24 protein-coding genes are annotated in these 26,848 nt (G+C 57.5%); 17 read left to right on the top strand and 7 right to left on the bottom strand.

The genetic code is table 11. The features are described 5' to 3' along the window. The first annotated feature begins 19 nt into the window (after positions 1-19). The 4 genes from ACTQ33_RS06615 to ACTQ33_RS06600 all read left to right on the top strand — a co-directional run bounded on the left by ACTQ33_RS06615 (position 20) and on the right by ACTQ33_RS06600 (position 5,381). The gene (locus ACTQ33_RS06615) at positions 20-1,210 is read left to right on the top strand and encodes a phosphopentomutase (protein ID WP_441463213.1); all 1,191 of its coding nucleotides are present in this window, start codon (positions 20-22) and stop codon (positions 1,208-1,210) included. A 36-nt stretch (positions 1,211-1,246) separates the two neighbouring features. Next, on the top strand, positions 1,247-1,975 hold the full coding sequence (locus tag ACTQ33_RS06610; protein WP_441463211.1) for a Crp/Fnr family transcriptional regulator: 729 nt from the start codon (positions 1,247-1,249) through the stop codon (positions 1,973-1,975). Between the two features lie 17 nt (positions 1,976-1,992). Further along, positions 1,993-2,814: a purine-nucleoside phosphorylase gene (locus tag ACTQ33_RS06605; protein WP_441463209.1), complete on the top strand. Its 822-nt coding sequence runs from the start codon at positions 1,993-1,995 to the stop codon at positions 2,812-2,814. 404 nt (positions 2,815-3,218) lie between these two features. Beyond that, entirely contained in the window at positions 3,219-5,381 is a 2,163-nt protein-coding gene (locus ACTQ33_RS06600) for a methyl-accepting chemotaxis protein (RefSeq protein WP_441463207.1), read from the top strand. An 87-nt stretch (positions 5,382-5,468) separates the two neighbouring features. On the opposite strand, the gene ACTQ33_RS06595 is transcribed toward ACTQ33_RS06600, so the two are convergent. Beyond that, on the bottom strand, positions 5,469-7,415 hold the full coding sequence (locus ACTQ33_RS06595; protein ID WP_441463205.1) for an oxidoreductase: 1,947 nt from the start codon (positions 7,413-7,415) through the stop codon (positions 5,469-5,471). A gap of 220 nt (positions 7,416-7,635) precedes the next feature. After that, the gene (locus tag ACTQ33_RS06590) at positions 7,636-8,826 is read right to left on the bottom strand and encodes an IS256 family transposase (protein ID WP_441463203.1); all 1,191 of its coding nucleotides are present in this window, start codon (positions 8,824-8,826) and stop codon (positions 7,636-7,638) included. A 180-nt stretch (positions 8,827-9,006) separates the two neighbouring features. On the opposite strand from ACTQ33_RS06590, the gene ACTQ33_RS06585 reads away from it, so the two are divergent. Beyond that, positions 9,007-9,153 carry a helix-turn-helix domain-containing protein gene (locus tag ACTQ33_RS06585; protein WP_441463201.1) on the top strand — a complete coding sequence of 49 codons (147 nt, stop codon included), beginning with the start codon at positions 9,007-9,009 and terminating at the stop codon, positions 9,151-9,153. Between the two features lie 732 nt (positions 9,154-9,885). Here the strand turns inward: ACTQ33_RS06585 and ACTQ33_RS06580 are convergent. The 4 genes from ACTQ33_RS06580 to ACTQ33_RS06565 all read right to left on the bottom strand — a co-directional run bounded on the left by ACTQ33_RS06580 (position 9,886) and on the right by ACTQ33_RS06565 (position 13,024). Then, positions 9,886-10,431, bottom strand: a complete 546-nt coding sequence (locus tag ACTQ33_RS06580) for an AAA family ATPase (protein WP_002578721.1) — start codon at positions 10,429-10,431, stop codon at positions 9,886-9,888. A gap of 199 nt (positions 10,432-10,630) precedes the next feature. After that, positions 10,631-11,407, bottom strand: coding sequence for an ANT(9) family aminoglycoside nucleotidyltransferase (locus ACTQ33_RS06575; protein ID WP_002578722.1), 777 nt, complete (start codon positions 11,405-11,407; stop codon positions 10,631-10,633). A 24-nt stretch (positions 11,408-11,431) separates the two neighbouring features. Beyond that, positions 11,432-12,202, bottom strand: coding sequence for a nucleoside phosphorylase (locus tag ACTQ33_RS06570; protein ID WP_002578723.1), 771 nt, complete (start codon positions 12,200-12,202; stop codon positions 11,432-11,434). 24 nt (positions 12,203-12,226) lie between these two features. Beyond that, positions 12,227-13,024 carry a helix-turn-helix domain-containing protein gene (locus ACTQ33_RS06565; protein WP_002578724.1) on the bottom strand — a complete coding sequence of 266 codons (798 nt, stop codon included), beginning with the start codon at positions 13,022-13,024 and terminating at the stop codon, positions 12,227-12,229. A 338-nt stretch (positions 13,025-13,362) separates the two neighbouring features. Here ACTQ33_RS06565 and ACTQ33_RS06560 point away from each other — a divergent pair, with 338 nt between their 5' ends. The 6 genes from ACTQ33_RS06560 to ACTQ33_RS06535 all read left to right on the top strand — a co-directional run bounded on the left by ACTQ33_RS06560 (position 13,363) and on the right by ACTQ33_RS06535 (position 18,058). Continuing rightward, complete coding sequence (locus ACTQ33_RS06560) at positions 13,363-13,776, top strand: cysteine-rich VLP domain-containing protein (RefSeq protein WP_024400051.1); 414 nt, start codon at positions 13,363-13,365, stop codon at positions 13,774-13,776. A 111-nt stretch (positions 13,777-13,887) separates the two neighbouring features. Beyond that, positions 13,888-14,283: a replication initiator protein A gene (locus ACTQ33_RS06555; RefSeq protein WP_002578726.1), complete on the top strand. Its 396-nt coding sequence runs from the start codon at positions 13,888-13,890 to the stop codon at positions 14,281-14,283. Between the two features lie 182 nt (positions 14,284-14,465). Then, the gene (gene mobV / locus ACTQ33_RS06550) at positions 14,466-15,410 is read left to right on the top strand and encodes a MobV family relaxase (RefSeq protein WP_024400050.1); all 945 of its coding nucleotides are present in this window, start codon (positions 14,466-14,468) and stop codon (positions 15,408-15,410) included. Between the two features lie 72 nt (positions 15,411-15,482). Next, positions 15,483-15,677, top strand: a complete 195-nt coding sequence (locus ACTQ33_RS06545) for a hypothetical protein (RefSeq protein WP_002334813.1) — start codon at positions 15,483-15,485, stop codon at positions 15,675-15,677. A gap of 145 nt (positions 15,678-15,822) precedes the next feature. Further along, entirely contained in the window at positions 15,823-17,400 is a 1,578-nt protein-coding gene (locus ACTQ33_RS06540; protein WP_069972668.1) for a recombinase family protein, read from the top strand. A gap of 67 nt (positions 17,401-17,467) precedes the next feature. Then, complete coding sequence (locus ACTQ33_RS06535; RefSeq protein WP_441463196.1) at positions 17,468-18,058, top strand: hypothetical protein; 591 nt, start codon at positions 17,468-17,470, stop codon at positions 18,056-18,058. A 56-nt stretch (positions 18,059-18,114) separates the two neighbouring features. Here the strand turns inward: ACTQ33_RS06535 and ACTQ33_RS06530 are convergent, their stop codons facing one another. Continuing rightward, the gene (locus ACTQ33_RS06530) at positions 18,115-19,539 is read right to left on the bottom strand and encodes an aspartate ammonia-lyase (protein WP_441463194.1); all 1,425 of its coding nucleotides are present in this window, start codon (positions 19,537-19,539) and stop codon (positions 18,115-18,117) included. A 250-nt stretch (positions 19,540-19,789) separates the two neighbouring features. Between ACTQ33_RS06530 and ACTQ33_RS06525 the strand changes: the two genes are divergently transcribed. The 6 genes from ACTQ33_RS06525 to ACTQ33_RS06500 all read left to right on the top strand — a co-directional run bounded on the left by ACTQ33_RS06525 (position 19,790) and on the right by ACTQ33_RS06500 (position 26,686). Beyond that, on the top strand, positions 19,790-20,212 hold the full coding sequence (locus tag ACTQ33_RS06525) for an Lrp/AsnC family transcriptional regulator (RefSeq protein WP_441463192.1): 423 nt from the start codon (positions 19,790-19,792) through the stop codon (positions 20,210-20,212). Between the two features lie 26 nt (positions 20,213-20,238). Beyond that, entirely contained in the window at positions 20,239-20,562 is a 324-nt protein-coding gene (locus tag ACTQ33_RS06520) for a DUF1622 domain-containing protein (RefSeq protein ID WP_441463190.1), read from the top strand. Positions 20,563-20,610: 48 nt separating this feature from the next. Continuing rightward, the gene (larB, locus tag ACTQ33_RS06515) at positions 20,611-21,369 is read left to right on the top strand and encodes a nickel pincer cofactor biosynthesis protein LarB (protein ID WP_441463188.1); all 759 of its coding nucleotides are present in this window, start codon (positions 20,611-20,613) and stop codon (positions 21,367-21,369) included. Further along, positions 21,366-22,139, top strand: coding sequence for a LarC family nickel insertion protein (locus ACTQ33_RS06510; RefSeq protein WP_441463186.1), 774 nt, complete (start codon positions 21,366-21,368; stop codon positions 22,137-22,139). Before larB ends, ACTQ33_RS06510 begins: the two co-directional genes overlap by 4 nt. Positions 22,140-22,253: 114 nt before the next feature. After that, the gene (locus ACTQ33_RS06505; protein ID WP_441463184.1) at positions 22,254-23,393 is read left to right on the top strand and encodes an exonuclease SbcCD subunit D; all 1,140 of its coding nucleotides are present in this window, start codon (positions 22,254-22,256) and stop codon (positions 23,391-23,393) included. Beyond that, the gene (locus ACTQ33_RS06500; protein ID WP_441463182.1) at positions 23,390-26,686 is read left to right on the top strand and encodes an AAA family ATPase; all 3,297 of its coding nucleotides are present in this window, start codon (positions 23,390-23,392) and stop codon (positions 26,684-26,686) included. Before ACTQ33_RS06505 ends, ACTQ33_RS06500 begins: the two co-directional genes overlap by 4 nt. Positions 26,687-26,848 lie beyond the last annotated feature (162 nt).

The following is a 26,848-nucleotide window of genomic DNA, read 5'->3' as shown; positions in this document are numbered from 1 at the left end:
ACCGCAAAGGGGATACGCAATGAAACGATACAACCGCATTTTTACCATTGTGCTGGACTCCCTGGGCATCGGGCAGATGCCCGACGCCGCCCGCTTTGGCGACGAGGGCGCCGACACCCTGGGTCACATTCTCGATCATATGGGCACCCTGGATATGCCCAACCTGCGGAAGCTGGGTCTGCTGGACCTGCACACCGGAGGTCAGATGACCGGCACCGGCGCGCCCCTGGCCCGCTGCCTGCGGCTGTCCGAGGCCAGCAACGGCAAGGACACCATGACAGGCCACTGGGAGATGATGGGCATTTATACGCAAAAGCCCTTCCAGACCTTTACCGATACGGGGTTCCCGCCGGAACTCATTGCCGAGCTGGAAAAGCGCTGCGGCAAGCGGGTCATCGGCAACAAGAGCGCCAGCGGTACGGCCATCATTGACGAGCTGGGTCTGGAGGAGATCAACACCGGCGCCATGATCGTCTATACCTCCGCCGATTCGGTGCTGCAAATCTGCGGCCACGAAGAGACCTTCGACCTGCAAAACCTGTACCGCTGCTGTGAAATCGCCCGGGAGCTGACGCTGCGGGACGAGTGGAAGGTGGGCCGCGTCATCGCCCGGCCCTATGTGGGCAACAAGCCCGGCGAATTCCGCCGCACCAGCAACCGCCACGACTACGCCTTGAAGCCCACGGCCCCCACGGCCCTCAACGTGCTGAAGGATGCCGGTCTGGATGTCATCGCCATCGGTAAGATTAACGACATTTTCTGCGGCGAGGGCGTCACGGAATCGTTCCACTCCGACAGCTCCGTTCACGGCATGGAACAGACCATCGAGGCGGCGGGCCGGACGTTCCGGGGCCTGTGCTTCGTCAATCTGGTGGACTTTGACGCCCAGTGGGGCCACCGGCGCAATCCGGAGGGCTACGGCCATGAGATCGAAAAGTTTGACAAAAACCTGGGCGTCCTGATGGAGAAGCTGGGGGAGGATGATCTGCTGCTGCTGACGGCGGACCATGGCAACGACCCCACGTTCCACGGCACCGACCACACCAGAGAGTATGTGCCCCTGCTGGCCTGGTCCAAATCCATGGACCGGGGCGGCCTGTTGGAGCAGCAGGACAGCTTTGCCGTGATCGGCGCCACCATTGCCGACAATTTCGGCCTGGCCATGCCGCAGGGTTCCATTGGCACCTCTATCCTGGAGCAGCTGGGCTGAAAGCAAGTCCCTTGCCCGCAGAAGGAGGGATGAACCGTGGGCTACAAAACCATCGACGAGGCCCTGCCCTTCCTCAAAGGGGTGGACCCGGACCGGCAGGCCCAGTTCCGGGAGTATTTCAAAACCGCGCCCCTGTGGCTGATGGAGTCGTTCCAGATTGAGGAGATGGAGAAAAATACCGTCTTCATCCGGGAGAACGACCCGGTGGATTATGTGTACTTCGTGGGAAAAGGCATCATCGAGGCCATTGAATACCGGTTTTACGGCATCACCTACGAATTCATGCGGTTTGATAAGGTCTACGCCATGGGCGGTATGGAGTTCATCATGGATTTGGACACCTACAAGACCACCCTGCGGACCGTCACACGGTGTACCATGGTCAAGCTGACCCGGGCCGCCTTTGAACGGTGGATGCGCAGCGATATCCACGCCCTGAAGCATGAAGCCCGCCTCATGGGCGAGTATCTGCTGGAACAGGGACGCAAGGGCCGGGCCCTGCTGTTCCTCCAGGGCTCCGACCGGCTGGCCATGCTCTTTGTGGAGCGCTACGAGCGGTATGCCCGCAACGGCGTCCTCCACGTCCGCGGCGGCCAGCAGACGCTGTCCAATGCCACGGGTCTGTGTCTCAAGACCATCAACCGCTCCATCAAAAAACTTGCCGAACAGGGATTGATCACCAAGGAGGGCACCAAGCTCTCCGTCCACCAGGACCAGTATCTGGCGCTGAAACAGATCGTGGCCAATGTGGTGGATTCTGAATAATGAAATGAGGTTTTTCCATGAATCCTGTCTATGAGAAGCTGATGACCTGCCTCAAGAGCGTGCAGGAAAAGGTCTCTTTCCAGCCGGAGGTGGCCCTGATCCTGGGTTCCGGCCTGGGCGATTACGCCGACGAGATCCGTGTGGAGCACACAGTGGATTATAATACCATTGCGGGCTTTCCTGTGTCCACCGTGGCCGGTCACAAGGGCCGGTTCGTCTTCGGCTATGTGGAGAACGTGCCCGTAGTTATCATGCAGGGCCGCGTCCACTTTTATGAGGGCTATCCCATGTCCGACGTGGTGCTGCCCACCCGGCTCATGGGCCTCCTGGGCGCGAAAAAGCTGATGCTGACCAACGCCGCCGGCGGCGTCAACTTCGACTTCCGGCCCGGCGACCTCATGATGATCACCGATCAGATCGCCACCAACGTGCCCAGCCCGCTGCTGGGCGCCAATCTGGAGGAGCTGGGTCCCCGGTTCCCCGACATGAGCGAGGTTTACAGCCGCCGGATGCAGGATGTCATCCGCACTGTGTCCAAGGAGCTGGAAATCCCCGTCCGGGAGGGCGTCTACCTCCAGCTGACCGGACCCAGCTACGAGACCCCCGCCGAAATCCGCATGTGCCGGACACTGGGCGCCGACGCCGTGGGCATGAGCACTGCCTGCGAGGCCATGGCGGCCCGTCACATGGGCATGGAGATCTGCGGCATCTCCTGCATCACCAACCTGGCCGCCGGCATGTCTGCCGGTGAGCTGAACCATGCCGAGGTCCAGGAGACCGCCGACCGGGTGGCCAGGCAGTTCAAGAAGCTGGTTACCGGTGTCATCACCCATATCTGAATCCCTTTGGCAGCGGAAACGAGCACCGGCAGTCGCCGGCGCTCGTTTTTTTCATCCGGTCCCACCCGTAGGACAGGCGGGGCGCGCCTGGATTCCCCACCGCCGTCCCACGGAAAACATGGGACGGGACAGCGGTACAATCCGTGAAAAAATGTGGTTTTATGTTGAAATTCATGCTGTTCCGTTTGGTTTGGAACGGCGTCTGACAGTGCATTCTTGCGCAAAAAAATTGCAGAAAATTTCAGGTTATGGATAAGAATAGAGAAAGTTCAAAAAAACCATGGCATAATGTGTAACGGTATGCTATAATCATATGGGACAAATGGAGCACTTGCCTATCATACAATACTCTGATCCGCAGGCGGCACGATGTCCAATCGGCAAAGAGCGAGGAGCGTTCAAAGATGAAAGAAAGAAGAAGAAACGGAATCCGGTCCATCCAGACCTCCATGATTTTGGTGGTAGTTCCCATCGTGGTTTTGGCCATGATTCTGCTTTCCGGCATCGGCCATCTGTCGGCGGAAAAGATCATCCGCAGCGGGACTGAACGGGAAATGACCCAGTCTCTGGATATTGCTACCGAGTACATCAGCGGCGCCCTGTCCAATAATCAGCTGGTGGCAGAGACACTGGCCCGGGCAGTGGAGTCCATTCACAAACAGCAGGAGGCCCTGCAGGCTTCCCAGGGAGTCACGTATGCCATGGATGAGGCCATTTATCGCGGACTTCTGACGGAGTTTGTCGACAGCAATGACGACACCTTCGGCGGCGGCATCTGGTTTGAGCCCTACGCCCACCGGCCGGACCGGGAGTATTATTCGCCCTACTGCATGCGGGAAAGCGGCGTGGTGCAGTATGTGGACGACTACACCCTGGGAGACGGCATCTACTATACGGATCAGAGCTGGTATACTTCCGCCACCAACACCACCCAGAGCGTTGTGTGGTCGGAGCCGTACTATGACAGCTTCGCACAGATTTCCATGGTGACGGCTTCGGCGCCCATCTACCAGAACGGCGTGCTGCTGGGTGTGGCGACGGCGGACGTGGATTTGACCAGCATGCAGCGGATGGTGACCGATTTGGACATTGTTTCCGACGGTCACGCCTTCCTGCTGGACGCCAACGGCGTCTATATCGCCCATGAGGACAGCGCCAAGCTGCTGGAGCAGAACATTCTGGAGGAGTCCAACGCATCGCTGGCCCAGCTGGGCCGGGAGATTTTAAAGAATCCCTCCGGTACCGGTTCCTATACCGAAAACGGCGAAACGTATCTGGCCTGGTACCGGCAGATTCCCGACAGTGGTTGGTATATTGTTTCCGTGGCCTCTGAGAAGGCAATGATGGCCAGCAACGACGCCCTGGGTACGACCCTGGCATGGAGCTGCGTCGCTTTCTCCGTGGCACTGTTCGCCATTCTGTTGGTGTACCTGCGCCGCCGTATTGTCCGGCCCCTCAACGCGCTGGACCAGGCTGCCCGGCAGATTTCCGCCGGTAATCTGTCCGTGTCGGTGGACCATAAGGGTAAATATGAATTCGGCCGGGTCAACGCCTCCCTGGAGACCATGGCGGCCCAACTGCGGCTGTACATCGACTACATCCGGGAAATTTCCCAGGTGCTGGGCGAAATGGCCGAAGGCAATTTTGATTTCAAGCTGCGCAACCGGTATACCGGCGAGTTCGCACGGGTCCAGGAGGGCATGCTCAACACACAGAAACGCATTTCCGATACCCTGGGCGCCATTTACACGGCGGCCAGTGAGGTCAGTTCCGGCGCTGAACAGGTGGCCAGCGGCGCGCAGATTCTCAGCCAGGGCGCTACGGAGCAGGCCAGCTCCATCGAGCAGCTGGCGGCGGCGGTTCAGGGCGTGTCCCGGGAGATCGGCGAGAACGCCCGCCGGACCGAAGAGGCCAGCAGCCATGGCCGCACTGCCGGTGAGCATCTGAGCCAGAGCCAGGAGAAGATGCGGGATCTGGTGTCCGCCATGGCGGAGATCAAGGAGACCTCTGCGGAGATTCAGGGCATCATCAAGACCATCGACGACATTGCGTTCCAGACCAACATTCTGGCACTGAATGCGGCGGTGGAGGCGGCCCGGGCCGGTACGGCCGGCAAGGGCTTCGCCGTGGTGGCCGACGAGGTGCGCAGCCTGGCTGGAAAGTCGGCGGAAGCCTCGCGGAATACCCAGGAAATGATTCAGAAGTCCATCCATGCCGTGGACAACGGCAGCGAACTGGCGGCCGACACCGAAAAAATGCTGGAGGAAACGGCCCGGTATGCCAATGAGATCATCGAAACCATCGGCGGCATCGCCGGGGCTTCGGCACAGCAGGCTCAGGAGATCACCCAGATCACCCAGGGCCTGGACGAGATTTCCAGCGTCGTACAGACCAACTCCGCCACGGCGGAGGAGAGCGCGGCGGCCAGCCAGGAGCTGACGGGCCAGGCCACGCTCCTGAAGGACCTGACCAAGCGGTTCCGTCTGGCCAACCGGTCCATGGAGGAGCCGGAGCGCGTTCCCAACAGAACCCGCGACGCATCCGCCGACAGCTACGAAAAATATTGAGTGTTGCCAAACAACAGCCGGGTCCGCCTGATGGCGGACCCGGCTGGGCTTTTATATAACCGTTTTTTCAGGTGCGGGGATAGAACATCAGACGTCCAGGGCGGCGTGATACCCCCAATAGACGGCGTTGGTGATGGTGGACACCCGGGCGGCGTCGCCGATGACACGGACAAAGGGCGCGGCGCCGTGGAGCTCCTCCACCAGGGCGGTGTTGGACCGCTGGCCCAAGGCACAGATGACGCTGGTGCCCGGCACCAGAACCTGTGTGCCGTCCGCCGTCTCACAGAGAATGCCGTCGGGCCGGACCTCCAGGCCCTTACAGCCCGTGTGGACCGTCACATATTTTTCGATTTCCTGGAGCAGCAGGGGACGGTGGCGCACATTGGCGTCGGGGGCCAGCTGGTCCCGCATTTCCACCAGATGGACCCGCTTGCCCTCCATGCCCAGATGGATGGCGCACTCACAACCTGCCAGACCGCCGCCGAAGACCACCACGTCCTCGGTGACTTTATCCTTTTCCCGATAGTAGTTGTTGACCACCACCACGTTATCTCCATGGAGACCGGGAATCGGCGGCACCAGGGGAGAGGAGCCCACGGCCACAATCAGGGCGTCGGGGGCTTCCTGCTCCACATACGCCCGGGTGACGGGGGTGTTCAGGCGGATTTCCACACCGGCGTCCTTGGCCAGTTTGGCATAGGTGTGAGCCAGCTGGTACATCTCCCACTTGAAGGGCAGCGCCTGCTCGCTCTTGAGGATGCCGCCCAGCTCCGATTCCTTTTCACAGAGGAGGACCTGGTGGCCCCGGCGGGCGGCGGTGTAAGCAGCGTACAGACCGCCGGGACCGCCGCCGGCCACCAGAACTTTTTTCTTGACCGGAGCGGGGTAGACCACGTCGCCCTCCAGTTCCCGGCCGATCAGGGGATTGACGGTGCAGCGGCGGGTAGCCGTGGCGGCCCGCTCGGCCATGCAGGTGAAGCACCGCAGGCAGCGGACAATGTCCTCGTCTTGATTCGCCATGACTTTATTGGGCAGGAACGGGTCGGCCAGCAGCGCACGAGCCATGTACACCACGTCGGCCTTGCCGGAGGCAAGGATTTCCTCCATCTGGGCCGGGTCGTTGAGACCGCCCAGGGTGGCTACGGGAATGGACACATGCTTTTTGATCTCGGCGGCCAGATAGACGTTGCAGCCATGCTCCTTGAACATGGAGGGATGGGTGTCCCCAAAGCCCCGCTGGTATGTACCGGCGGAGACGTGGAGCAGGTCGATGCAGTCCTCCAGCTGTTTGGCGATCTCCACACCGTCGGCCAGGGTGTAGCCGCCGTCGAAGAGCTCGGAACCGCTCATACGGAATTCGATGGGGAAACCGGGACCCACGGCAGCCCGAACCGATTCCAACACTCGGCGGGCAAAGCGGCAGCGGTTTTCCAGGGAGCCGCCGTACTCGTCGGTGCGATGGTTGAAGTAGGGGGAAAGGAATTGATTGACGAGCCAGCCGTGGCCGCCGTGGACCATGATCATCTCAAATCCGGCCCGCTTGGCCAGTCCCGCCACATTGCCGTAGGCGGCCACAATGTCGTCGATCATCTCGTGGGTCAGCTCGCCCACCTCCACGCCGTCGGGACGGACGCAGGCCGAGGGACCCCACTGGGCCAGACCGTGCTGGCGGGTCTTGTCGGTCATGTAGGTGCCGGAGTACATGCCGGAGTGGGACAGCTCCACGCTGGGAATGGACCCGTGGCGGCGGATGGCGTCGGCGGTGTAGGTGAAGGAGGCCAGGGAGTTGAGAATGGCCGTATCCAGATGGTAGGCGTGGGAGCCGTCGGTCTGGGGGTGGACCATACATTCGCTGACGGTGACGGCGCCCGCCCCGCCCTTGGCCCGCAGCTCGTAAAAAGCTGTGGATTTGGGGCCGATGCAGCCGTCGTTGGTGATGTCGGTGCCGCCCATGGGGGCCGAGAACATGCGGTTATGGAACGTCACCCGGCCGATGGTGATGGGTTTGCACAGATTGGGATACTTTGGAGTCATAGCAGTCTATCCTTTCTGGTCGAAAAATCCGGTCGTTGCTTGTTGGCTCCATGGTATCATGTAACTATTTACATGTCAATGAATTGGAAACGGTTTTTCGTCTCAACAGGAGAAATTTTCCCGCATCTGACTTGGCAGACGGCGGCGGAGGCCGAAAACCGGCAATTGGTGCCGTCAAGATTTATGCGCAAAATTATTTGCAGGCTCCGGCTGAATGAAGTCAGCCGGCAATAGAGGCATCGTACAGAGCCGCCTCCAAGTGCTTCATGTTCATGTATTTCTTGTTGCCCCACTGGGTACCTGCCACATGGCGCAGCCTCGCGCAGACCAGCATCAGGGCGGAGTTGCCGTCAGGGAACGTTCCCACCACGCGGGTTCTGCGGCGGATCTCACGGTTCAGCCGCTCAATCACGTTGTTGGTGCGGATACGCGTCCAATGCTCGCTGGGAAAATCGCAGTAGGTCAGCGTCTCCTCAATGCCGTCCTCGACCTTCTTGGCAGCCTCCTTCAGTTTCATGGCGCGCAGCTCGGCGACCACAGTCTTTGCCTTCTCGCGGGACGCCTTCTTACTCTCCTGGGCGTGGATCGCCTTGAGCATTTTTGCCACAATTTTAACCTTGGATTTGGGTACAACAGAGAAAACGTTGCGGTAGAAATGCACCGTGCAGCGCTGGTATTTGGCATCTGGGAACACCTCACCCACGGCCTCCAGCATCCCCATACACTTGTCGCCGACGATGAGCTTTACACCGTCCAAGCCGCGTCCACGGAGCCACTGGAAGAAGCTGACCCAACTGGCCTTGTCCTCCTTCATGCCCTCGGCGGCTCCCAAAACCTCACGAAAACCGTCCTCATTCACGGCAATTGCCACCAAAACAGCAACATTTTCGTACTCTCCGCCCCAGTTGCGGCGCAAGTAGATGCCGTCCACATAGACATACGGATAGCGCCCGCCCTGCAAGGGGCGGTTCCGCCAGTCCTCGATGTGAACGTAGGCTTTCTTGTTCAGCTCGCTGATGGTGGCGGGCGAGACCTTGCTGCCCCACAGTGCCTCCGTGATGTCCTCCACCCGGCGCACGGAGACGCCCGCCAGGTACATCTCGATGAGGGCCTCCTCCACGCTGCTCTCCCGGCGGCGATACCGCTCGATGATGGCCGTCTCAAAGGACACGCCCTTGAGCCGGGGCATGTGGAGCGTGACGTCGCCGGAGGTTGTGGTGAGATTCCGGTCATAGTGGCCGCTGCGGTAGCCCTGACGGGCCTCGCTGCGCTCATAGCGGGCGGCCTGCGTCAGGGACTCCGCCTCCTTTTCCAGCAGCTCGTTCAGGGTTTCTTCTACACTTCCTCGAACTAATTCTTTGAGCTGCCCCTTGATAATTTCCTCATTCAGCTGTACAATTTTCTCGGACATAGTTTGCTTGCTCCTTTCGAATGTTTGTGTGGTAACTTCATTCTACCAGAGCCTGCAAGCTATGTCTTCTTTTATGCGATTTTCAATTTGCGCAACTTATTGTACCTTATCCGGCAATTCTACTGCCGTTCGGTTGCCAAACTCATGGGATGGCGGTACAATTTTCCCGAGGTGAAGCGTATGCAGACCATTGACAAACAGCAGTTCGGCGCGTTTGTGGCCCGACTGCGCAAGGAGCAGGGCTGGACCCAAAAGGAACTGGCGGAGCGGCTCTGCATTTCCGACAAGGCCGTCAGCAAATGGGAGACGGGGGTATCACTTAGATAAAGATACCACACCATTCCCACGCTGACTTTTGCTCAACCGATACAGCCGGAGGGCTGGATAACAAGAAAAGGCGGTATGCGCCCCGTGGAGGGGTAGCGTACCGCCTTTTCTTGTGGGGGTTTCCAAAGGGGGCAACGCCCCCATTTGGCACACGACTTTGCGAAGCAAAGTGTAGTGTGTTATACGCTCTGTCGGCGTTGCCGTGAAAATGCCGTTGCCGCCGGGGAGGGCAAGGGCATTTGAAGCGGCAGGAAAACAGGGCTGTGCTTGCGTGGCGTAGAGCCGTAAGCACAGGTCTGGTTTCAACAGCAGACTGGGCGTATATGAAAGCCCCCGTCCCTCGTCCTACGCTCCGACTTGTGGACAAAGTGTCCCGAAGTTGTGGCTACACTCCCGGAAAAGTAACAGGACAGCGGGCAACCGTCAAGGCTGAAATGAACGGGTTTACACCCGGCCTTGACCGCCACCCGCCGTCCCGCTGAATGGGTGGACAAGGCGGCCAATCCCTCAAAGTGCTTGGCCGCTCTCGTTCTGATTTTGGAGCGTTTCTTTTCTCATAATGAAATGGGCGGGAAGCCATTTTAGGGCTTTCCCTCCTTGATTGCCCATCTGCAAAGACGGGCGGGACTGTCAACGGCGGCGCATGAAATGCGCCGTTCATTTTGACCGTTGACTGGCTTGGCTGCCTTTGCTATTTCTCTGATAAATGAAATTTCGATTTTTAGAAATCGTTTAAGATAGCAATGCGGCTCCACTTGAAATTTTTTCTTTTACTGCAAAAACAGCCTCTTGGATAGAATAGGTTGTCGTTTCTATAACATTCGATTCATATATCCCCAAATTACAAAATTGCTCCCACATTGTTTCTACTAATTCAACATTTGTTTTTCTGTCTAATTTTGAGCGTTCCACAGCTCGTTTCATAGTTTCTTCTTTACTGGCTCTTAAAACAATATAGTGTACTTCATAATCTTCTCGAACAAGGGCTCTCCATGGTTCTAAAAACCACGGCCCGACAATTCCATCTACAATTACATCATATCCGCCGCGGGCATAGCGCTTTGCAGCTTCTAAAAAGGCTTCAATGACAACTAAATTTTGTTCGTTGGACTCTGGTAAATGCGGCGGTATTGCTCCTTTGCTTAAATAATGAAAAAAGTCGTCTGTGTGCATATGCACAGATTTATCCATGTTCGATTCTTTTGCGACAATCGACGCAGTTGTTGTCTTTCCTGTTCCCGGCGAACCTGTAATCACAATAATTCTTCCTTGATTCATCTACATTCTCCCTCGCAATTCAGATTTACCGCTCTCTTTCTGGTTTTGGAGCGTTTCTTCTCTCAAGATTGAAATGGGCGGGAAGCCATTTTAGGGCTTTCCCGCCTTGATTGCCCATCAGCAAAGACGGGCGGGACTGTCAACGGCGGCGCATTTATGCGCCGTTCATCTTGACCGTTGATTGGCCCCGCTAACTTTGCTACTCTGTTCTAAGTAATTCCTCAATTTGTTTTTTCATATATTCTACAAGTGCCATCGCTTCCTTTTCTACTGTCTCCCATTCATCAGACAAATTTCCCAAATAAGCTTCCTTTGCCGTTGTTAGCAGGGGGGGGAATCTCTCCGGCAATTTTAAAATTACCCATTTTGCGGCAACATCTTTTGTCGTGATTTCTTCTGTTACTAAAGTAAACCACATTCGTGATAAGGTTAATAACACATTTCTTTCATCACCCTTAAAGCTGGAAATCAAACCAGGTAAAGAAAACCGAATTGCTTTTTTAATTTCGTGAAATGGGATAGCGGGAATAAGCTCTTTGCTTTCCGCCCCCTTCAAAGTTATGCTATTTTTTCTTGCTTGCCATAATAAAATCATTATATCTGGGTCATTGCAGGCTTGCGGATATTCTCCTGCTTCCATCTCTCCCCTTAGCCATTCACCATACATATACTGACATTTTGGCGGAAATTGCAACGGAACAATATCAGATTGATTGATAATAGTTACCTCTAAAGGTCTTTTTTCAATACAGCCTACGGAGCCAGAAATTTTCAATAATTGCTTTGTTAGATCTGCTCTGATTGAATTACTCAATTCTTGTTTAGTAATTATCAGTATATCTATATCACTATCTGGACGCAGCCCATTCATTGTTGCTGAACCATATAAATATATCCCCAATATTTGACCTTGTAATATGGTTTCTGCTATTGAAATAACTTGATTTACTTGTTGTGGAAATTCATTTATATTCATTGTAACTCCTATATGTATTTATTTTTACTCCTCAACAACTGATAAAACAGCGTCTAAGGCTAATTCTAAGGCTATGGATATACTTGTTTTTCCCCATTCTCTTTCTTGGTATTTATGAGGGTCTGCAAGAGTATCGGCTGAAAAAAGCAGCATAGCCCATGTAACTTTTCTAAATTTTGCACACGCCGCCAATGCGGAACATTCCATTTCTACTACTTGACATCCCTCTTCTTTCCGATACTGAACCATTTCTACTGTTTCTCGATAAAAACCGTCTGTTGTCCATGTTTTAACTTCCCAATATGGTATATTCTTTTGGCTTAAAGCAGATTCAATCGCATTTATACCAGCCTTTGAAATCTCTACTTCTCGGGAGGGAGGAAGATAATGGTAAGATGTTCCCTCATCTCTCAATGCAGAAACAGGTATCAAAAATCTATTTTCCGGGATGTCTTCCAATACGCCGCAGGAGCCGACGGAAATAATCTTTGTTACACCCCCTGCAATTAAATATTCTAAAACTTGGACGGCAGCAGCACTTCCCACAGGAGCCGGACATAGACATATTTTCTCCTGATTATAAAGACATTCATAAATAGGATATCGTCTTGTTGCACTTTCAAATTCATCTATCTGTATTCCATCATGGGTATGTGCATAATTTTCAACCTCGTCTCCTAAAAAAGCAAACACTGCTTTTGCAGGAAAACATTTTTTCCCATTTCCCGGCTGAAAAACAGCTTTTGATGCGGTATCGTACTCTAAAACAGGGTAGTCATGCTTTACTAATGGCATATTATTATCTCGAATAACAGGCTATTATTCTATTCCTTTCATCATCTTTTTTGCCAACTGCTTGAACAGGTCGGCAGTTTCTTCATCCATCGGCGTAAGCTGTCCGATCTGTCCGGCAACCATCGCCGCTACATCGTCAATGGAAAGCGGGTTTTGCTTCTGTTCCGCCAATGCGTCCCGCATGGCTTGGAACATCGCGGCGGTCACAGCTTCTCCCGGCTGTTCCCCGTTGTCAATGTCTTTCTTAATATCCCGCAGGATAGCAAGGAACACATTTTTGATTTTCTCAATCTCCGCCTCATGTTCCCCCATCTTCTGGGCGTTCAAAAGCTGTAAATCCTGCTTTGCTTCCGCCCGGTGTTCCGGGTGTTCTTTCATCAGGTCGGACAGGGAAGCCGTTGCTATCTCGATAAGCTGGTTTCTTGCTGTTATGCCTTTTGCCGCTGTGTCCTGAAAATAAATCCGTATCAAATCTATCAGCTTAGGAAAATTCCTGTGTTCCAACAGGCGGTTGAGGATTTGCACATCAACAGCACCCGTCACGAGCCCCCTCACGGCTCCCTCGGACAAGCCTAATTCAGAAATATCGTAGCTTTTACGGACGCTCACGGTGGATAAGCCCAGTATGTAGTCTGTCGATACCTTAAATTCCTTTGCCACGCCTATGAGAATATCACTGCTGACCGTTCTCGTTTCGCCGCTGACAATGCGGCTCAACTGGGAAGCGGAAACCCCTATCTTCTCCGCAAGTTCCTTTTGTGTGATGTGGTTCCCGTTGCATAAATCGGAAATCCGCTGTCCGGGTGTTCCGGGTAAAGCCATAGATACGCACCTCCTCCGCATACTTCCATTATACAGAATGATTGCAAAAATGCAAGTTCCAAAGTGTAAACTTCATCAAAATGCAATTCTCGCAAAATTCCGGGGATTGCATTTTTTTCGTGTAGACTTAGGGTAGTTCATCGATGGACAGCACCTTGAAAACAGAATGACCGTCCGAAAAGGAATACCCCGGCTGGGGAAGCACCGCAAGGAACCGGACTTCGAGACAAAATGTCCCGAAGCTGCGGGGAGCGTGCCAACGCCGGAACACGCCGCAGGAATGGGGCAGGAAACCTTTTCGGGGAGAACGGCAACGGAAAGCAAAATGGAGGGAACGCATGAGAGATAACCCCTATAAAGACTTGCCGCCACTGGAACGCAGGCCGGACGGTTCCCTTTACCGCATGACACCGGCGCAGAGAAAACAGGCGGCCAGCCTGATACGCCGGGAGTGTTGTTGCTGTGAGGACGGCAACTGCATTGTCCTTGATGATGGGGACACCTGCACCTGCCCGCAGACGATTTCTTTCTCGGTCTGCTGTAAGTGGTTCCGCTGGGCGGTCTTGCCGCTGGACGGGACGCTGGAAGCGGAAATTGTCCGGGATAAGGACTTGAAACGCTGTGCGGTCTGCGGTGGCGTGTTCGTCCCCAAATCCAACCGGGCAAAATACTGCCCCGGCTGTGCCGCCAGAGTTCACAGGCGGCAGAAAACAGAAAGTGAACGGAAAAGGAGGTCTGCTGTGGACAGTTAGGAGCGAAAAAAGCCTTGATTTATCAGGCTTTGCAAGCCCCAAACCGGGGCAGGTGGTATAAAGTATCGCCCGCCCCGGAAAACGGGCTTCTAACCGTCCACAAAACGAACTATGACAAATACCATCTATATCCATCAGCCGGAAAAGGCGTTCAGCTTCACCCGGCTCCCGAATTTCCTCTTTGAAGCCCCCACATTCAAGCCCCTGTCTAACGAGGCAAAGGTTCTGTACGCCTTTATCCTGCGCCGGACAGAGTTATCCCGCAAGAATGGGTGGGCGGATGACTGCGGACGGATTTTCCTGTATTACCCTATCTGTGAAGTGGTCACACTGCTCCATTGTGGGCGGCAGAAAGCGGTGAATACCCTGCGGGAACTGCAATACGCCGGACTGGTGGAGATCCAGAAGCAGGGCTGTGGAAAACCCAACCGCATTTTCCCAAAATCCTATGAAGCGGTTCCAAACACCGACTTCAAGAAATCCGGTTCTGGTACGCCGGAGGACTGAAAACCGTACCCATGAAGTACGGAAATCACTCCTGAGACGTACGAAAACCGGACGGTATATAGAAATACAAAGATAAAAAGATTGATTTATATTCTATCCATTCCAATCCTATCCGAGCTATTTTCTGCGGGATTTTCCCTGTGGAAAACCCCGGATAGGAAAGGAATGGGGAAAGGAGCAGAATGGCAAAACACGCAATTTTACGGTTTGAGAAGCACAAGGGCAACCCGGCAAGGCCGCTGGAAGCCCATCACGAAAGACAGAAAGAACAGTATGCCAGCAATCCCGACATTGACACAAGCCGGAGCAAATACAACTTCCATATCGTCAAGCCGGAGGGACGCTATTACCACTTCATTCAGAGCCGGATTGAGCAGGCCGGGTGCCGAACCCGCAAGGACAGCACACGGTTTGTCGATACGCTGATAACCGCCAGCCCGGAGTTTTTTAAGGGGAAATCCCCAAAGGAGATACAGGCGTTCTTCCAAAGGGCGTCGGACTTCCTCATTGGCCGGGTAGGACGGGAAAATATCGTGTCGGCGGTGGTACACATGGACGAGAAAACGCCCCACCTGCATTTGACCTTTGTTCCGCTGACAAAGGACAACCGCCTGTGCGCTAAAGAGATTATTGGCAACCGGGCAAACCTGACGAAGTGGCAGGACGATTTTCACGCCTATATGGTGGTGAAATATCCCGACTTGGAGCGTGGGGAGAGTGCCAGCAAGACAGGCCGGAAGCATATCCCCACCCGGCTTTTCAAACAGGCGGTTTCCCTCTCCAAACAGGCCAGAGCCATTGAAGCCGCCCTTGACGGCATTAACCCGCTGAACGCCGGAAAGAAAAAAGAGGAAGCCCTCTCCATGCTAAAAAAGTGGTTCCCGCAGATGGAGAACTTCTCCGGGCAGTTGAAAAAGTACAAGGTCACAATCAATGACCTGTTGGCGGAGAATGAGAAGTTGGAAGCAAGGGCAAAGGCCAGCGAAAAAGGAAAGATGAAAGATACGATGGAACGGGCAAAGCTGAAAAGCGAACTGGACAATTTACAGCGGCTGGTTGACCGTATCCCGCCGGATATACTGGCGGAACTGAAACGTCAGCAGCGGCACACGGTAAAGGAAAGGTGATAGATATAAGCAGAAATTTTCGCCGCCTTTGTGCGGCATTGTACCTTGAAAACTGAATATGGAGGACACTGGATGGCAAAAAGCGAAAGCGATATTTTTACACCCCGGACAGGGCAGGTCATACAAGCAGAGAACGGCACGCAGTATTTTGTATGTGGGAACAACCGTATAAAAATCTCCGAACACTTCGCCGCAGGCGGGAAGCCCCTCGGTGATCTGATTGTAGATGTGGTGCGGCATACCGCAGAAAAAGCCGCTTCAACCTGATAGCCCATCATTGATAACACGCCCACGCTTATGATATAATTGCCATAGAGCAAAAGTATTGTAAGCGTGGGTTGTTTCTTTAGAAGGAGGATTTTTAACGGTGAAACAACCTTACAATACTACGATTTACAACACGGCGCTTTATATGAGATTGAGCCGGGACGATGAACTGCAAGGAGAAAGCGGGAGTATTCAGACACAACGCATGATGCTCCGGCAATATGCCGCCGAGCATAGCCTGAATGTCATAGATGAATATATCGACGATGGATGGTCTGGAACGAACTTTGACAGGCCGGATTTTCAGAGAATGATTGATGACATTGAGGACGGGAAAATCAACTGCGTTGTTACGAAGGATTTATCCCGCTTAGGCAGAAACTACATTCTGACCGGCCAATACACGGAAATCTACTTTCCCAGCAAAGGAGTCCGCTATATCGCTGTCAATGACAATGTGGACACCATCAACGGAGAGAATGAGCTTGCCCCATTCCTCAACATTCTGAATGAAATGCACGCCCGCCAGACCAGCAAAAAGGTAAAGGCGGCCATGCGGACACGGTTCGCAAATGGCGCACACTATGGAGCCTATGCTCCGCTTGGCTATGTCAAAGACCCAGATAAGAAAGGCCATCTTCTGATTGACCCGGAAACAAGGTGGATTATCGAAAAGATTTTTGACCTTGCCGTTCATGGCCGGGGAGCCGCCAGCATTACACGGATTTTGGTCGAAGAAAAAGTACCTACTCCCGGCTGGCTGAATTTCCAGAGATACGGCACTTTCGCAAATATCTATGCCGGAGCGCCGGAGGAAAAAGCCTATGCGTGGACGATAGCGCAGGTGAAAAGTATTCTGAAAGAGGAAACCTATATCGGACACAGCGTCCACAATAAGCAGACTAATATTTCATTCAAAAACAAGAAGAAAGTACGCAAGCCAAAAGAGGAATGGTATCGTGTGGAGAACACCCACGAAGCGATTATTTCCGAAGATGTGTTCCGTCAAGTACAGGAGCAGATTTGCAACAGGCGCAGACGGCAGAAGAACGGCACAACACAGATATTTTCCGGGCTGGTAAAATGTGCGGACTGCGGCTGGTCGCTGGCCTATGGTATGAACAGCCAGAACAAAAATCCCTATGCCCACTACCATTGTAGCAAGTACGGGCAAGGATTGCACCAGTGTTCCATGCACTATATCCGCTATGATGTGCTTTACGCCTATGTCCTTTCCCGTCTGCAATACTGGTCTGTGCTGGCACAGCAGGATGGGGACAAACTTCTGAAACGGCTACTTAACGCCAGCGACAAGGAACGCAATACTGCAAGGAAGCGGCAGACAGCCGAACTGAAAAAGGCGGAAAAGCGCAAAGCAGAAGTAGACACCCTGTTTGCAAAAATGTATGAGGACTGGTCTGCCGGACGCATTACAGAATACAATTTCAATATGCTGTCCGAAAAGTATCAGGGCGAACAGCGAGAATTGGACGCAAAAATTGAACGGCTTCACGAAGCGATGGAGGTCGCCGCCCAGACAGCGGTTGACGCTGAAAAGTGGATAGGTCTGATGAAACAGTATGTCAATCCCACAGAATTGACGGCTGAACTTCTGAATACGCTGATTGAAAAAATCCTTGTCCATGAAGCGGTCAAAAGTGAGGACGGAAGCCGGGAACAGGAAGTGGAAATCTTCTACCGCTTTATCGGCAAAATCGAATGACACATCTTGAGATACCCAACAATATCTTTAACTAAGGGAAACGGGGGCCAGTATCCCGGACACGGCCATGCTGCTGCCCCTGTCGGAGGCGTTGGGGGTGACGGTGACGGAGCTGCTGCTGTGCCGCTGTCAGGACCCGGCCCAGAGCATGGAACAGGAGGATGTGGAACAGGTGGTAAAGACCGCCGTCCTCTATGGCGAGGACCGGCCCCGGCGGTCCTGGCAAGAGAAGGGGCTCTGGCGGCTGATCTATCCGCTGGCCCTGCTGGTGGAAGCGGTGTCGCTTTTTTTCTGCCGCCATATTCCCAGCAGATGGCCGGGCGACGAAATATGGGTGATGGTGGTGTTGAGCACCGTATTCGGTGCGTACTTCTGTTTATACGCCCGGCTCCAGCTGCCGGAACGGTACGACCGGGAGCGAATCAACCTGGTGTATGACGGCTTTTTCCGGATGCACATGGTGGGAATCGCGTTCAATAACCGCAACTGGCCTCATATTCTCACCGTGGGCCGTGTCTGGTCCTGCGCTGTGATGGTCGTACTGCCGCTGCTGGCCGTGACGCGATTGTGGTCGGGACTCCTATGGCTTATGACCGTGGGGATTGTGCTGCCTGGGTTATTCGTAATGATGTATATTGTTGGAAAGCGGTATCAATAAAAAGAAACGGCCCGGGACGTCGGATGGCGTTCCGGGCCGTTGTCGGTGACAGGGCATCAAAGGGCTTTGGCGGCGGCGTCCAGCTCCGCCCGTTCCTTTTCCGTAAAGGTCAGCTTGAGGGGATTGAGAATCTCATCCACCTGGTCGGCAGAGACAATGCCCTGCTGGACCACCAGCTTGCGGATGGGCACGCCGGTTTTCAGCGATTCCTTGGCCAGCTCCGCCGCCCGCTTGTAGCCGATATAGGGGCACAGGGCCGTCACCATGCCCACGCTGTGCTCTACCAGGGCCAGACAGTGCTCCCGGTTGGCGGTAATGCCCAGAATGCAGTTGTCCACCAGGGTTTGTATGCCGCCGGCCAGGGTCTCCAGGGATTCAAACAGCTTGTAGAACAGCACCGGTTCAAAGGCGTTCAATTCCAGCTGGCCCGCCTCAGCGGCCATGGTGATGCAGGTGTCGTTGCCGATGATGTTGAAAGCCACCTGGCTCATGACCTCGGGAATGACCGGGTTGACCTTGCCGGGCATGATGGACGAGCCGTTTTGTTTGGCCGGGAGATTGATCTCCGAAAGACCCGTCCGGGGACCGCTGGATAAAAGCCGCAGATCGTTGGACATCTTGGACAGCGTCACGGCACAGGTCTTGATGATGCCGGACACATGGACAAAGCAGTCCAGGTTTTGGGTGCCGTCGATGAGGTCCGTGGCCTGGAGCAGGGGGTATTTGGTCACCTCCCGCAGCTCCGGCACAATGCGGCTCAGATAGTCCGGCGACACGTTGATGGCTGTGCCAATGGCCGTCGCGCCCATGTTGACCACGCACAGATCCGCCGCCGCCTGATGGAGCCGCCGGGTGTCCCGGGAAATGGCGCTGGCATAGGCGTGGAACGACTGGCCCAGACGGATGGGCACGGCGTCCTGTAGCTGGGTGCGGCCCATTTTAACGATATCATCAAATTCCACGGCCTTACTCTCCAACGCTTCATACAGCCGGTTCAGCTGGGTGGACACCTGGGGCAGCAGGGCCAGGGCCGCCAGTTTACCGGCGGTGGGGTAGACGTCATTGGTGGATTGGGCCATGTTCACATGGTCGTTGGGATGGACGATGCTGTAATCGCCCTTGACGCCGCCCAGCAATTCAATGGCCCGGTTGGCAATGACCTCGTTGGCGTTCATATTGGCCGAAGTGCCTGCGCCACCCTGGATGGCGTCCACAATAAACTGGTCGTGGAGCTTGCCGTCGATGATCTCATCACAGGCGGTGATGATGGCCTGGGCTTTCTCTTCGTCCAGGGTGCCGGCGTGGCGGTTGGCGGCGGCGGCGGCCTTTTTGATCTGGGCCAGACTGACGATGAGCAGTCTGTGCATGGGATGGCCGGTGATGGGGAAATTCTGCTTGGCCCGCAGGGACTGGACGCCGTAATAGGCGTCGGCCGGTACTTCCAGCGTGCCGATGGAGTCGGATTCCATTCTGGTGTTCATAAAACGGTGCCCTCTTTCTCGTGGGTGTGTTCGGTGTTTGTCCCCAGCATACACGCGGATGCCGCTGCCGTAAAGACCTGACGGCGTTTTCCGACGGAAACGAAAAAAAGCGCCTGCCGGGCTGAAGGATGAAAAGTTTTCCCGGGGGAAAACTTTCGATAGAAAAGCGGCGCGGACCGGCGGCGGGCCTTGATTCTCCGTCCCATCTACGATACAATATTAAAATACAAAAGCACGGAGGTCACACCGTATGGACCAAATCGATCAAAAGCTATTGGAGCTTCTGCGGGAAAATGCCAGAATGCCCCTGAAAAAGCTGGCGGAGCAGGTCTTCCTGTCGCCGCCCGCCGTGGCGGCCCGGATGGAACGGATGGAGCAGCGGGGCATTATCCAGGGATATCGGGCCGTCGTTTCGCCCAAGGCCCTGGGCCGGGAGATCCAGGCGTTTATCCATCTGGTGCTGCCGCCGGAGCAGCAGAAGGAATTTTCGGCCTTTGCTGCTGGGATTCCGCAGATTTTGGCCTGCTACCATGTGACGGGCCCCCATTCCATGCTGCTGCAAGTCAGCTGTGCGGACATGGAACAGCTGGACGGTTTGGTGGCTAAATTGCAGCGCTTCGGCACCACACAAACCCAGGTGGTGCTGTCGACGGTGCTGCCGCCGGACCGCTGAGTGGACCACAGGAAAGGACGGGACATATGCTGGAAGAACTCATTGCGCAGGTGCTGCCGTGGATCATCGGGATTCTGGAGCTGATGGGCATTTTTGTGGTGCTGGTGTCGGCGGTGGGGGCGTTTATCCGATACATCCGGGGGTTGATCACCCGGGAAGAGGTGGATGTGAAATTCGCCTTTGCCAACGGTCTGGCCACCAGTTTGGAATTCAAAATGGCGGCGGAGATTCTCAAGACCGTACTGGTGCGGGAGATGAGTGAACTGCTGGTTCTGGGCGCGGTGATTCTCCTGCGGGCCCTGCTGTCGTTCCTCATCCACTTTGAGATGCAGCAGAACCACAAAAAATAACAGAGTGCGCACTGTCCCGCAGACGGCGGGAACAGGGAAAGGAACTCCATGGAACAAACGGTTTGGAAAACGCTGTTACAGGCGGTGGCCGACGGCAAACTGACGGTGGACGAGGCGGCGGCCCGGTGGAAGCTGGCACCCTTTGAGGAGCTGGGCTACGCCAAAATCGACCACCACCGGGCCTTGCGCCAGGGGACGGCCGAGGTGATCTACGGTGAGGGCAAAACGCCGGAGCAGATCACCGGCATCGTGTCCGCCATGATGCAGGCCGGGCAGCGGTCGGTGCTCATCACCCGTCTGTCTCCGGAGGCCGCCGCCCAGGTGGGGCAAGTTCATGGGCTGGACTACCGGCCCATGGGCCGGCTGGGCATCGTCGGGCCTCTGCCGGAGCCCGACGGCCTGGGCACCGTGGTGGTGGCCAGCGCCGGAACCAGCGATATGAATGTGGCAGAGGAAGCCGCCGTCACGGCGGAGTTTCTCGGCAACCGGGTCACCCGGCTCTACGATGTGGGCGTGGCCGGCATCCACCGGCTGCTGGCCCACGCGGAGGAATTGATGGCCGCCCGGGTGGTGGTCTCCGTGGCCGGGATGGAGGGGGCGCTGACCAGCGTCATCGGCGGGCTGGTGTCCTGTCCGGTCATCGGCGTGCCCACCTCCGTGGGCTATGGCGCCGCGTTTGGCGGCGTGGCGGCGCTGCTGAGTATGCTCAATTCCTGCGCCAGCGGCGTCAGCGTGGTCAACATCGATAACGGCTTCGGTGCCGGATTCCTGGCCAGCCGCATCAACCATTTGGGAGGCAACACATGATCTTATATTTGGATTGCCCCATGGGGCTGGCCGGAGACATGCTGCTGGGGGCGCTGCTGGCCCTCCATCCCCACCGGGAGGACGCGTTGGCCCGGCTCAACGGCCTGGGACTGCCGGGCATTGGTTACAGCGTGGAAGAACAGGCCCAGGGGCTGCGCGCCGTGGTCACGATCTATGGAACGGAAGAGGGCCACGGGCATTCCGACGGCCACGGGCATTCCGACGGCCACGGACATCCCGACGGCCACCACCATCCGCACCATCATACGGTGGCCGATATCTACCGCATCCTCGACGGTCTAAAGTTGCCCGTCCCGGTGCGGGACAACGCCCGGGCCGTTTACGCCCTGCTGGCCGACGCCGAGAGCAAGGCCCATGGCTGCACCGTGGAGCAGATTCACTTCCATGAGGTGGGGACGTTGGACGCCGTGGCCGATGTGGCGGGCTGCTGCCTGCTGCTGGAGGAATTGGACGTGGAGCAGGTGACGGCTTCGCCGGTGGCGGTGGGCGGCGGTACGGTCCGCTGCGCCCATGGAGTCCTGCCGGTGCCGGCCCCTGCCACGGCGTTTCTGCTGGAGGGGATTCCCACGGTGGCCGGTCCCGTGGAGCGGGAACTGTGTACCCCCACCGGCGCGGCGCTGCTGCGCCGCTTCGCTGCCGGCTTCGGTCCCAGACCGGCGGGGACGTGGCTGCGCACCGGCGTGGGCCTGGGAACCCGGGTGTTTCCGGGACGGGTCAACGGTGTGACGGCCCATCTGGGTACCCTGTGATGCAGTAAAACGGAGGAGCCGTCCCCGGACGGCTCCTCCGTTTGCGCTTGCCGGTCCCACCGCGTCCGCCTGCATGGCGGCGGTTACTATCCTGTATGAAATGGAACGATTTCTATGAAACTGATTCATCTCTCCGACCTGCATCTGGGAAAGCGGGTCAATGAATTTTCCATGATCGACGACCAGCGGCATAGTCTGGGCCAGATTTTGCAGATCATCGACGCCGAACGGCCCGATGCCGTTCTGATCGCCGGAGACGTCTACGACAAGCCGGTGCCTACCGCCGAGGCCGTGGCTCTGCTGGACCGGTTCCTGGTGGACCTGTCCCGGCGGGAATTGCAGGTCTATGTCATCAGCGGCAACCACGATTCCGCCGAACGCATGGCCTTTGGCGGGCGGCTCATGGAGCAAAGCGGCGTCCATCTGGCCCCGGTGTACGACGGGACTGTGGCCAGGTGGACCCTCACCGATGAACATGGGCCGGTTAATCTGTATCTGCTGCCCTTCGTGAAGCCGGTCCACGTCCGGCGGTGCTTCCCGGAGCGGGAGATCGAGACGTACACCGATGCCGTGGCCGCCGCCGTGGAGGCTATGGACGTGGACCCAGCCGCACGGAATGTGCTGGTGACCCACCAGTTTGTCACCGGCGCGGCTCGGTGCGAATCGGAAGAGGTGTCCGTGGGCGGAGCCGACAATGTGGACGCGTCGGTTTTCGACGGGTTCGACTATGTGGCGTTGGGCCATCTCCACGGGCCGCAGACCGTGGGCCGGGAGACGGTGCGCTACTGCGGCACGCCGTTGAAATATTCCTTTTCCGAGGTCCATCATAAAAAATCCGTCACCGTGGTGGAGCTGGGGGAAAAGGGGACGGTAACGGTCCGCACCGTCCCCCTGACGCCCCTGCGGGACCTGGTGGAGCTGCGGGGGACCTATGAGGACGTGACCCGGCGGGATTTTTACGAGGGGACCGGGTATCGGGACGCCTATGTCCATATCACCCTCACCGATGAGGAGGACGTACCCGACGCGTTGGGAAAGCTGCGGCTGATTTACCTGTACCTGATGAAGCTGGAGTATGACAACCAGCGGACCCGTGCCGCCGGTGTGGGCGACGAAGGCGGCGACCTCCGGCGCAGCTCCCCCATGGAGCTGCTGGAGGAATTTTACGAAAAGCAGAACGGGCAGCCCATGGGCCGGGAACAGAGACAGTTTGCCCGGCAGCTGATGGAACGCATCTGGGAGGGAGACGTATGAGACCGCTGAAATTGACCCTGTCGGCCTTTGGCCCCTACGCCGGTACGGTGGTTTTGGAGTTGGAACGGCTGGGGGTCCGGGGGCTGTACCTTATCACCGGCGACACCGGCGCGGGAAAGACCACCATTTTTGATGCCATCACCTACGCCCTCTACGGCGAGGCCAGCGGCGACAACCGAGACCCGTCCATGTTCCGCTCCAAGTACGCTCTGCCGGAGACGCCGACCCTGGTGGAGCTGGTCTTTTCCTACCAGGGCCGGACGTACACGGTCCGGCGCAATCCCGAATATGAACGTCCCGCCCGACGTCGTAGCGGCGGCACCACCTTACAGCGGGCCGACGCGGAGCTCCATCTGCCCGACGGCCGCATTGTCACCCGCAGTCGGGAGGTTACCGCCGAAATCGTCTCCATTCTGGGGCTGGACCGGAGCCAGTTTACCCAAATTGCCATGATTGCCCAGGGGGATTTCCTCAAATTGCTGCTGGCCGATACCAAGAGTCGCCAGGACATTTTCCGGGAGATTTTTGAGACCCGGTATTTTATGGTCTTCCAGGAGAAGCTGAAAAGCGAGGCCATGGGGCTGCAAAGAGCCTGTGCCGCCGCCCGGGCCAGCGTGCAGCAGTACATCGGCGGCGTCCTGTACCGGGAAGAGGACCCGCTGGGCCCCCGGCTGGAACAGGCGGTCCAGGGGGCGCTGCCGTTGGAGGAGACCATGGCCCTCATAGAGACGCTGCTGGAAGCCGATCAAGCGGCGGAAGACCGGTGCGTGGCGGAGTTGGAGCAGCTGGACGGCGCCATAGGGGAGGCCGCCGGCCGGCTGGCCCAGGCCGAGGAAGCGGCCAAGACCAGGGCAAACCTGGAAGCAGCCAGGGTCCGGCAGACGGAGCAGCAGCAGCGGGTGGAGGCGGCCCGGACCGCCCTGACGGAGCGGGAAGCGGAGACGCCCCGCCGGACGGCATTGCAGGAGCGGCTGACGGCACTGGAAGCCGAGCTGCCCCGGTATGAGACGTTGGAGAGCCAGGAAGAGACGTGCCGCCGTCTGGCGGCGGAATTGGAAGCGCTGACGGCGGAACAGGCCCAGCGGCAGACCCGGCGGCAGGAACAGGCCGCACAGCTGGAAGCGTGGCGGCAGGAGGCCCAGACACTGATGGCCGCGGCGGCAGAGCAGCAGCGGCTTCTGGGGGAGCAGGACCGGCTGGACCGCCGGTTGACGGCGTTGGACGGGCTGTTCCGGGACCTGGAACAGCAGAGAACCTACGACCGGCAGCTACAGAAGAACCGGGAGACGATTGCGGACCAAGAGACGCGGCAAACCCAGCTGACGGAGGAGCGCCGGACCCTGGAACAGGCGTTGACCGATGCCCGGACGGCCTATGCCGCCGGGGAGGGGCTGGAAGCGGAACAGGAAACGCTGCGCCACCGGCGGGACCGGTTGCGGGAACAACAGGCGGCGCTGGCGGACTTGACGGCCCTGCTGGACCGGTGCGTCCGGGAGGCTGAGACCGTGGCGGAATTGCAGGAGACCTACCGGCAGGCCCGGACGGCGGCGGAGACGGCGGAAGGGGACTACCAGCGGCAACAGCGGTCGTTTCTCGACGGTCAGGCGGGGATTCTGGCCCAGACGCTGACGGAGGGAGCGCCCTGCCCTGTCTGCGGTTCCATTCACCATCCGTCCCCGGCGGTACGGCTGGAGACGGTCCCCACGGAGGAGGAGCTGCGGCAGGCCCGGACAGCGGCAGAGACGGCGACTCGCCAAGCCAACGACCGCAGTCTGGCGGCAGGCCGGGCGGCCACGGCCCTGGAGGAGCGGCAGCGGCAGCTGTTGACGGCCATGGCATCCCATGTGGAGACTCCGGCCCTGGACCGGGCCGGGGACCAGCTGACGCAAAGCCGCCGGGAGAATGCGGCGGCACTGGCCGACCTGGAAACGGCCCAGGCGGACCTGGAAGCCCGGCGGCAGGAACGGCAGCGGCTGGCCCAGGAAATCCGGCGTCTGGAAGGAGCGCTGAACCAGATGGGGGACCGGCAGGAGACCTTGCGACGGGAGGCGGAGACGGTCCGCATGGACCAAAGCGCCCTGACCGGTCGCCGGGACCAGCTGGCCCGGCGTCTGGAGCAGCAGGCCGGGGAGCTGCTGGGAGACTGTCTGCCGGACCAAATGCAGACGGGTTTGGAGACGGAACGGGCCGCCGTGACGGCGGCGCGGCAGGAGACGGAGACGGCTCTGGAAACCGTCGCGGCTCAGCTGCGGCGGCAGGCGGCGCTGTCCCAGGCCATTCCCGACGGGGAAGGGGCCTTGCAAGACCTGGAACGAGCGCTGGCGCAGGGCCGGGAGATGGCGGCGGCGTTGGAGAGCCGCCGGGACGAGGTGGCGCGGCAGGCGGAGCAACTGCGCGGCCAGCTTCCATACGAGGACGGCGCGGCGGCCCGGGCCGCCTGGGAGCAGGTCCGGGCGGAGTTGGACGGCTTGACCCAACGGCATCAGGCGGCGGAGACGGCCTGGAACGAAAGCCGCAGCGCGTTGGCCGCCGCCGACGCGGCGGTGGAAGAGCTGTCGGCTCTGCTGGACAAGGTCCCGGCCATCGACGCAGCAGCGGAACAGGAACGCAGACGGCAGCTGACCCAGTCCCGCCAGGCGGTGGCGGCGGAACAGCAGGCTGTCCACACCCGGCGGGACACCAACCGGCGGGCCCTGGACCACATCCGGGACAAGGCGGCAGACCTGTCGGACCTGGAGGGACGGTATCGCTGGATGGCGGCCCTGTCCGACACGGTCAACGGCACCCTGGCGGGCCGGGAGAAAATCGCATTGGAAACCTACGTCCAGATGACCTTTTTCGACGAGATTCTCCGACGGGCCAATCTGCGTCTGCTGGTCATGACCGACAATCAATACGAACTGCTGCGCCGCCGGGAAGCCGATAACAACCGCAGCCGCAGCGGATTGGAATTGGATGTGGTGGACCATTACAATGGCTCCCGCCGCAGTGTCCGATCTCTGTCCGGCGGCGAATCCTTCAAGGCGTCTCTGTCTCTGGCCCTGGGACTGTCCGACGTGATTCAGTCGTCGGCGGGCGGTATCCGGCTGGACACCATGTTTGTGGACGAGGGCTTCGGCTCCCTGGACGAGGAATCCCTCCGTCAGGCCATTCGGGCGCTGACGGCGTTGACCGAGGGAGACCGGTTGGTGGGCATCATCTCCCATGTGGCCGAATTGAAAGAGCGTATCGACAAACAGATCGTTGTCACCAAGGACCGCACCGGCGGCAGCCGCGTGGAACTGGTGGTCTGACACCGCGAGCAAAACATAACACCGGCATCCATCGTTTGATGGATGCCGGTGTCAGTCTGTCGAGAAACCCGGCATATGCGTCAAGCATAAGCCGGGTCTCTGGCGTATAGAGGCCAAAGAAGGATAAGGGTAAATGGAGCAAGCTTCTCCTTCCACAACCAA

Source organism: Candidatus Avoscillospira sp. LCP25S3_F1 (assembly GCF_052117125.1).
Lineage (GTDB): Bacteria > Bacillota > Clostridia > Oscillospirales > Oscillospiraceae > Avoscillospira_A.
This window is presented reverse-complemented; position numbering and strand designations above follow the sequence as displayed.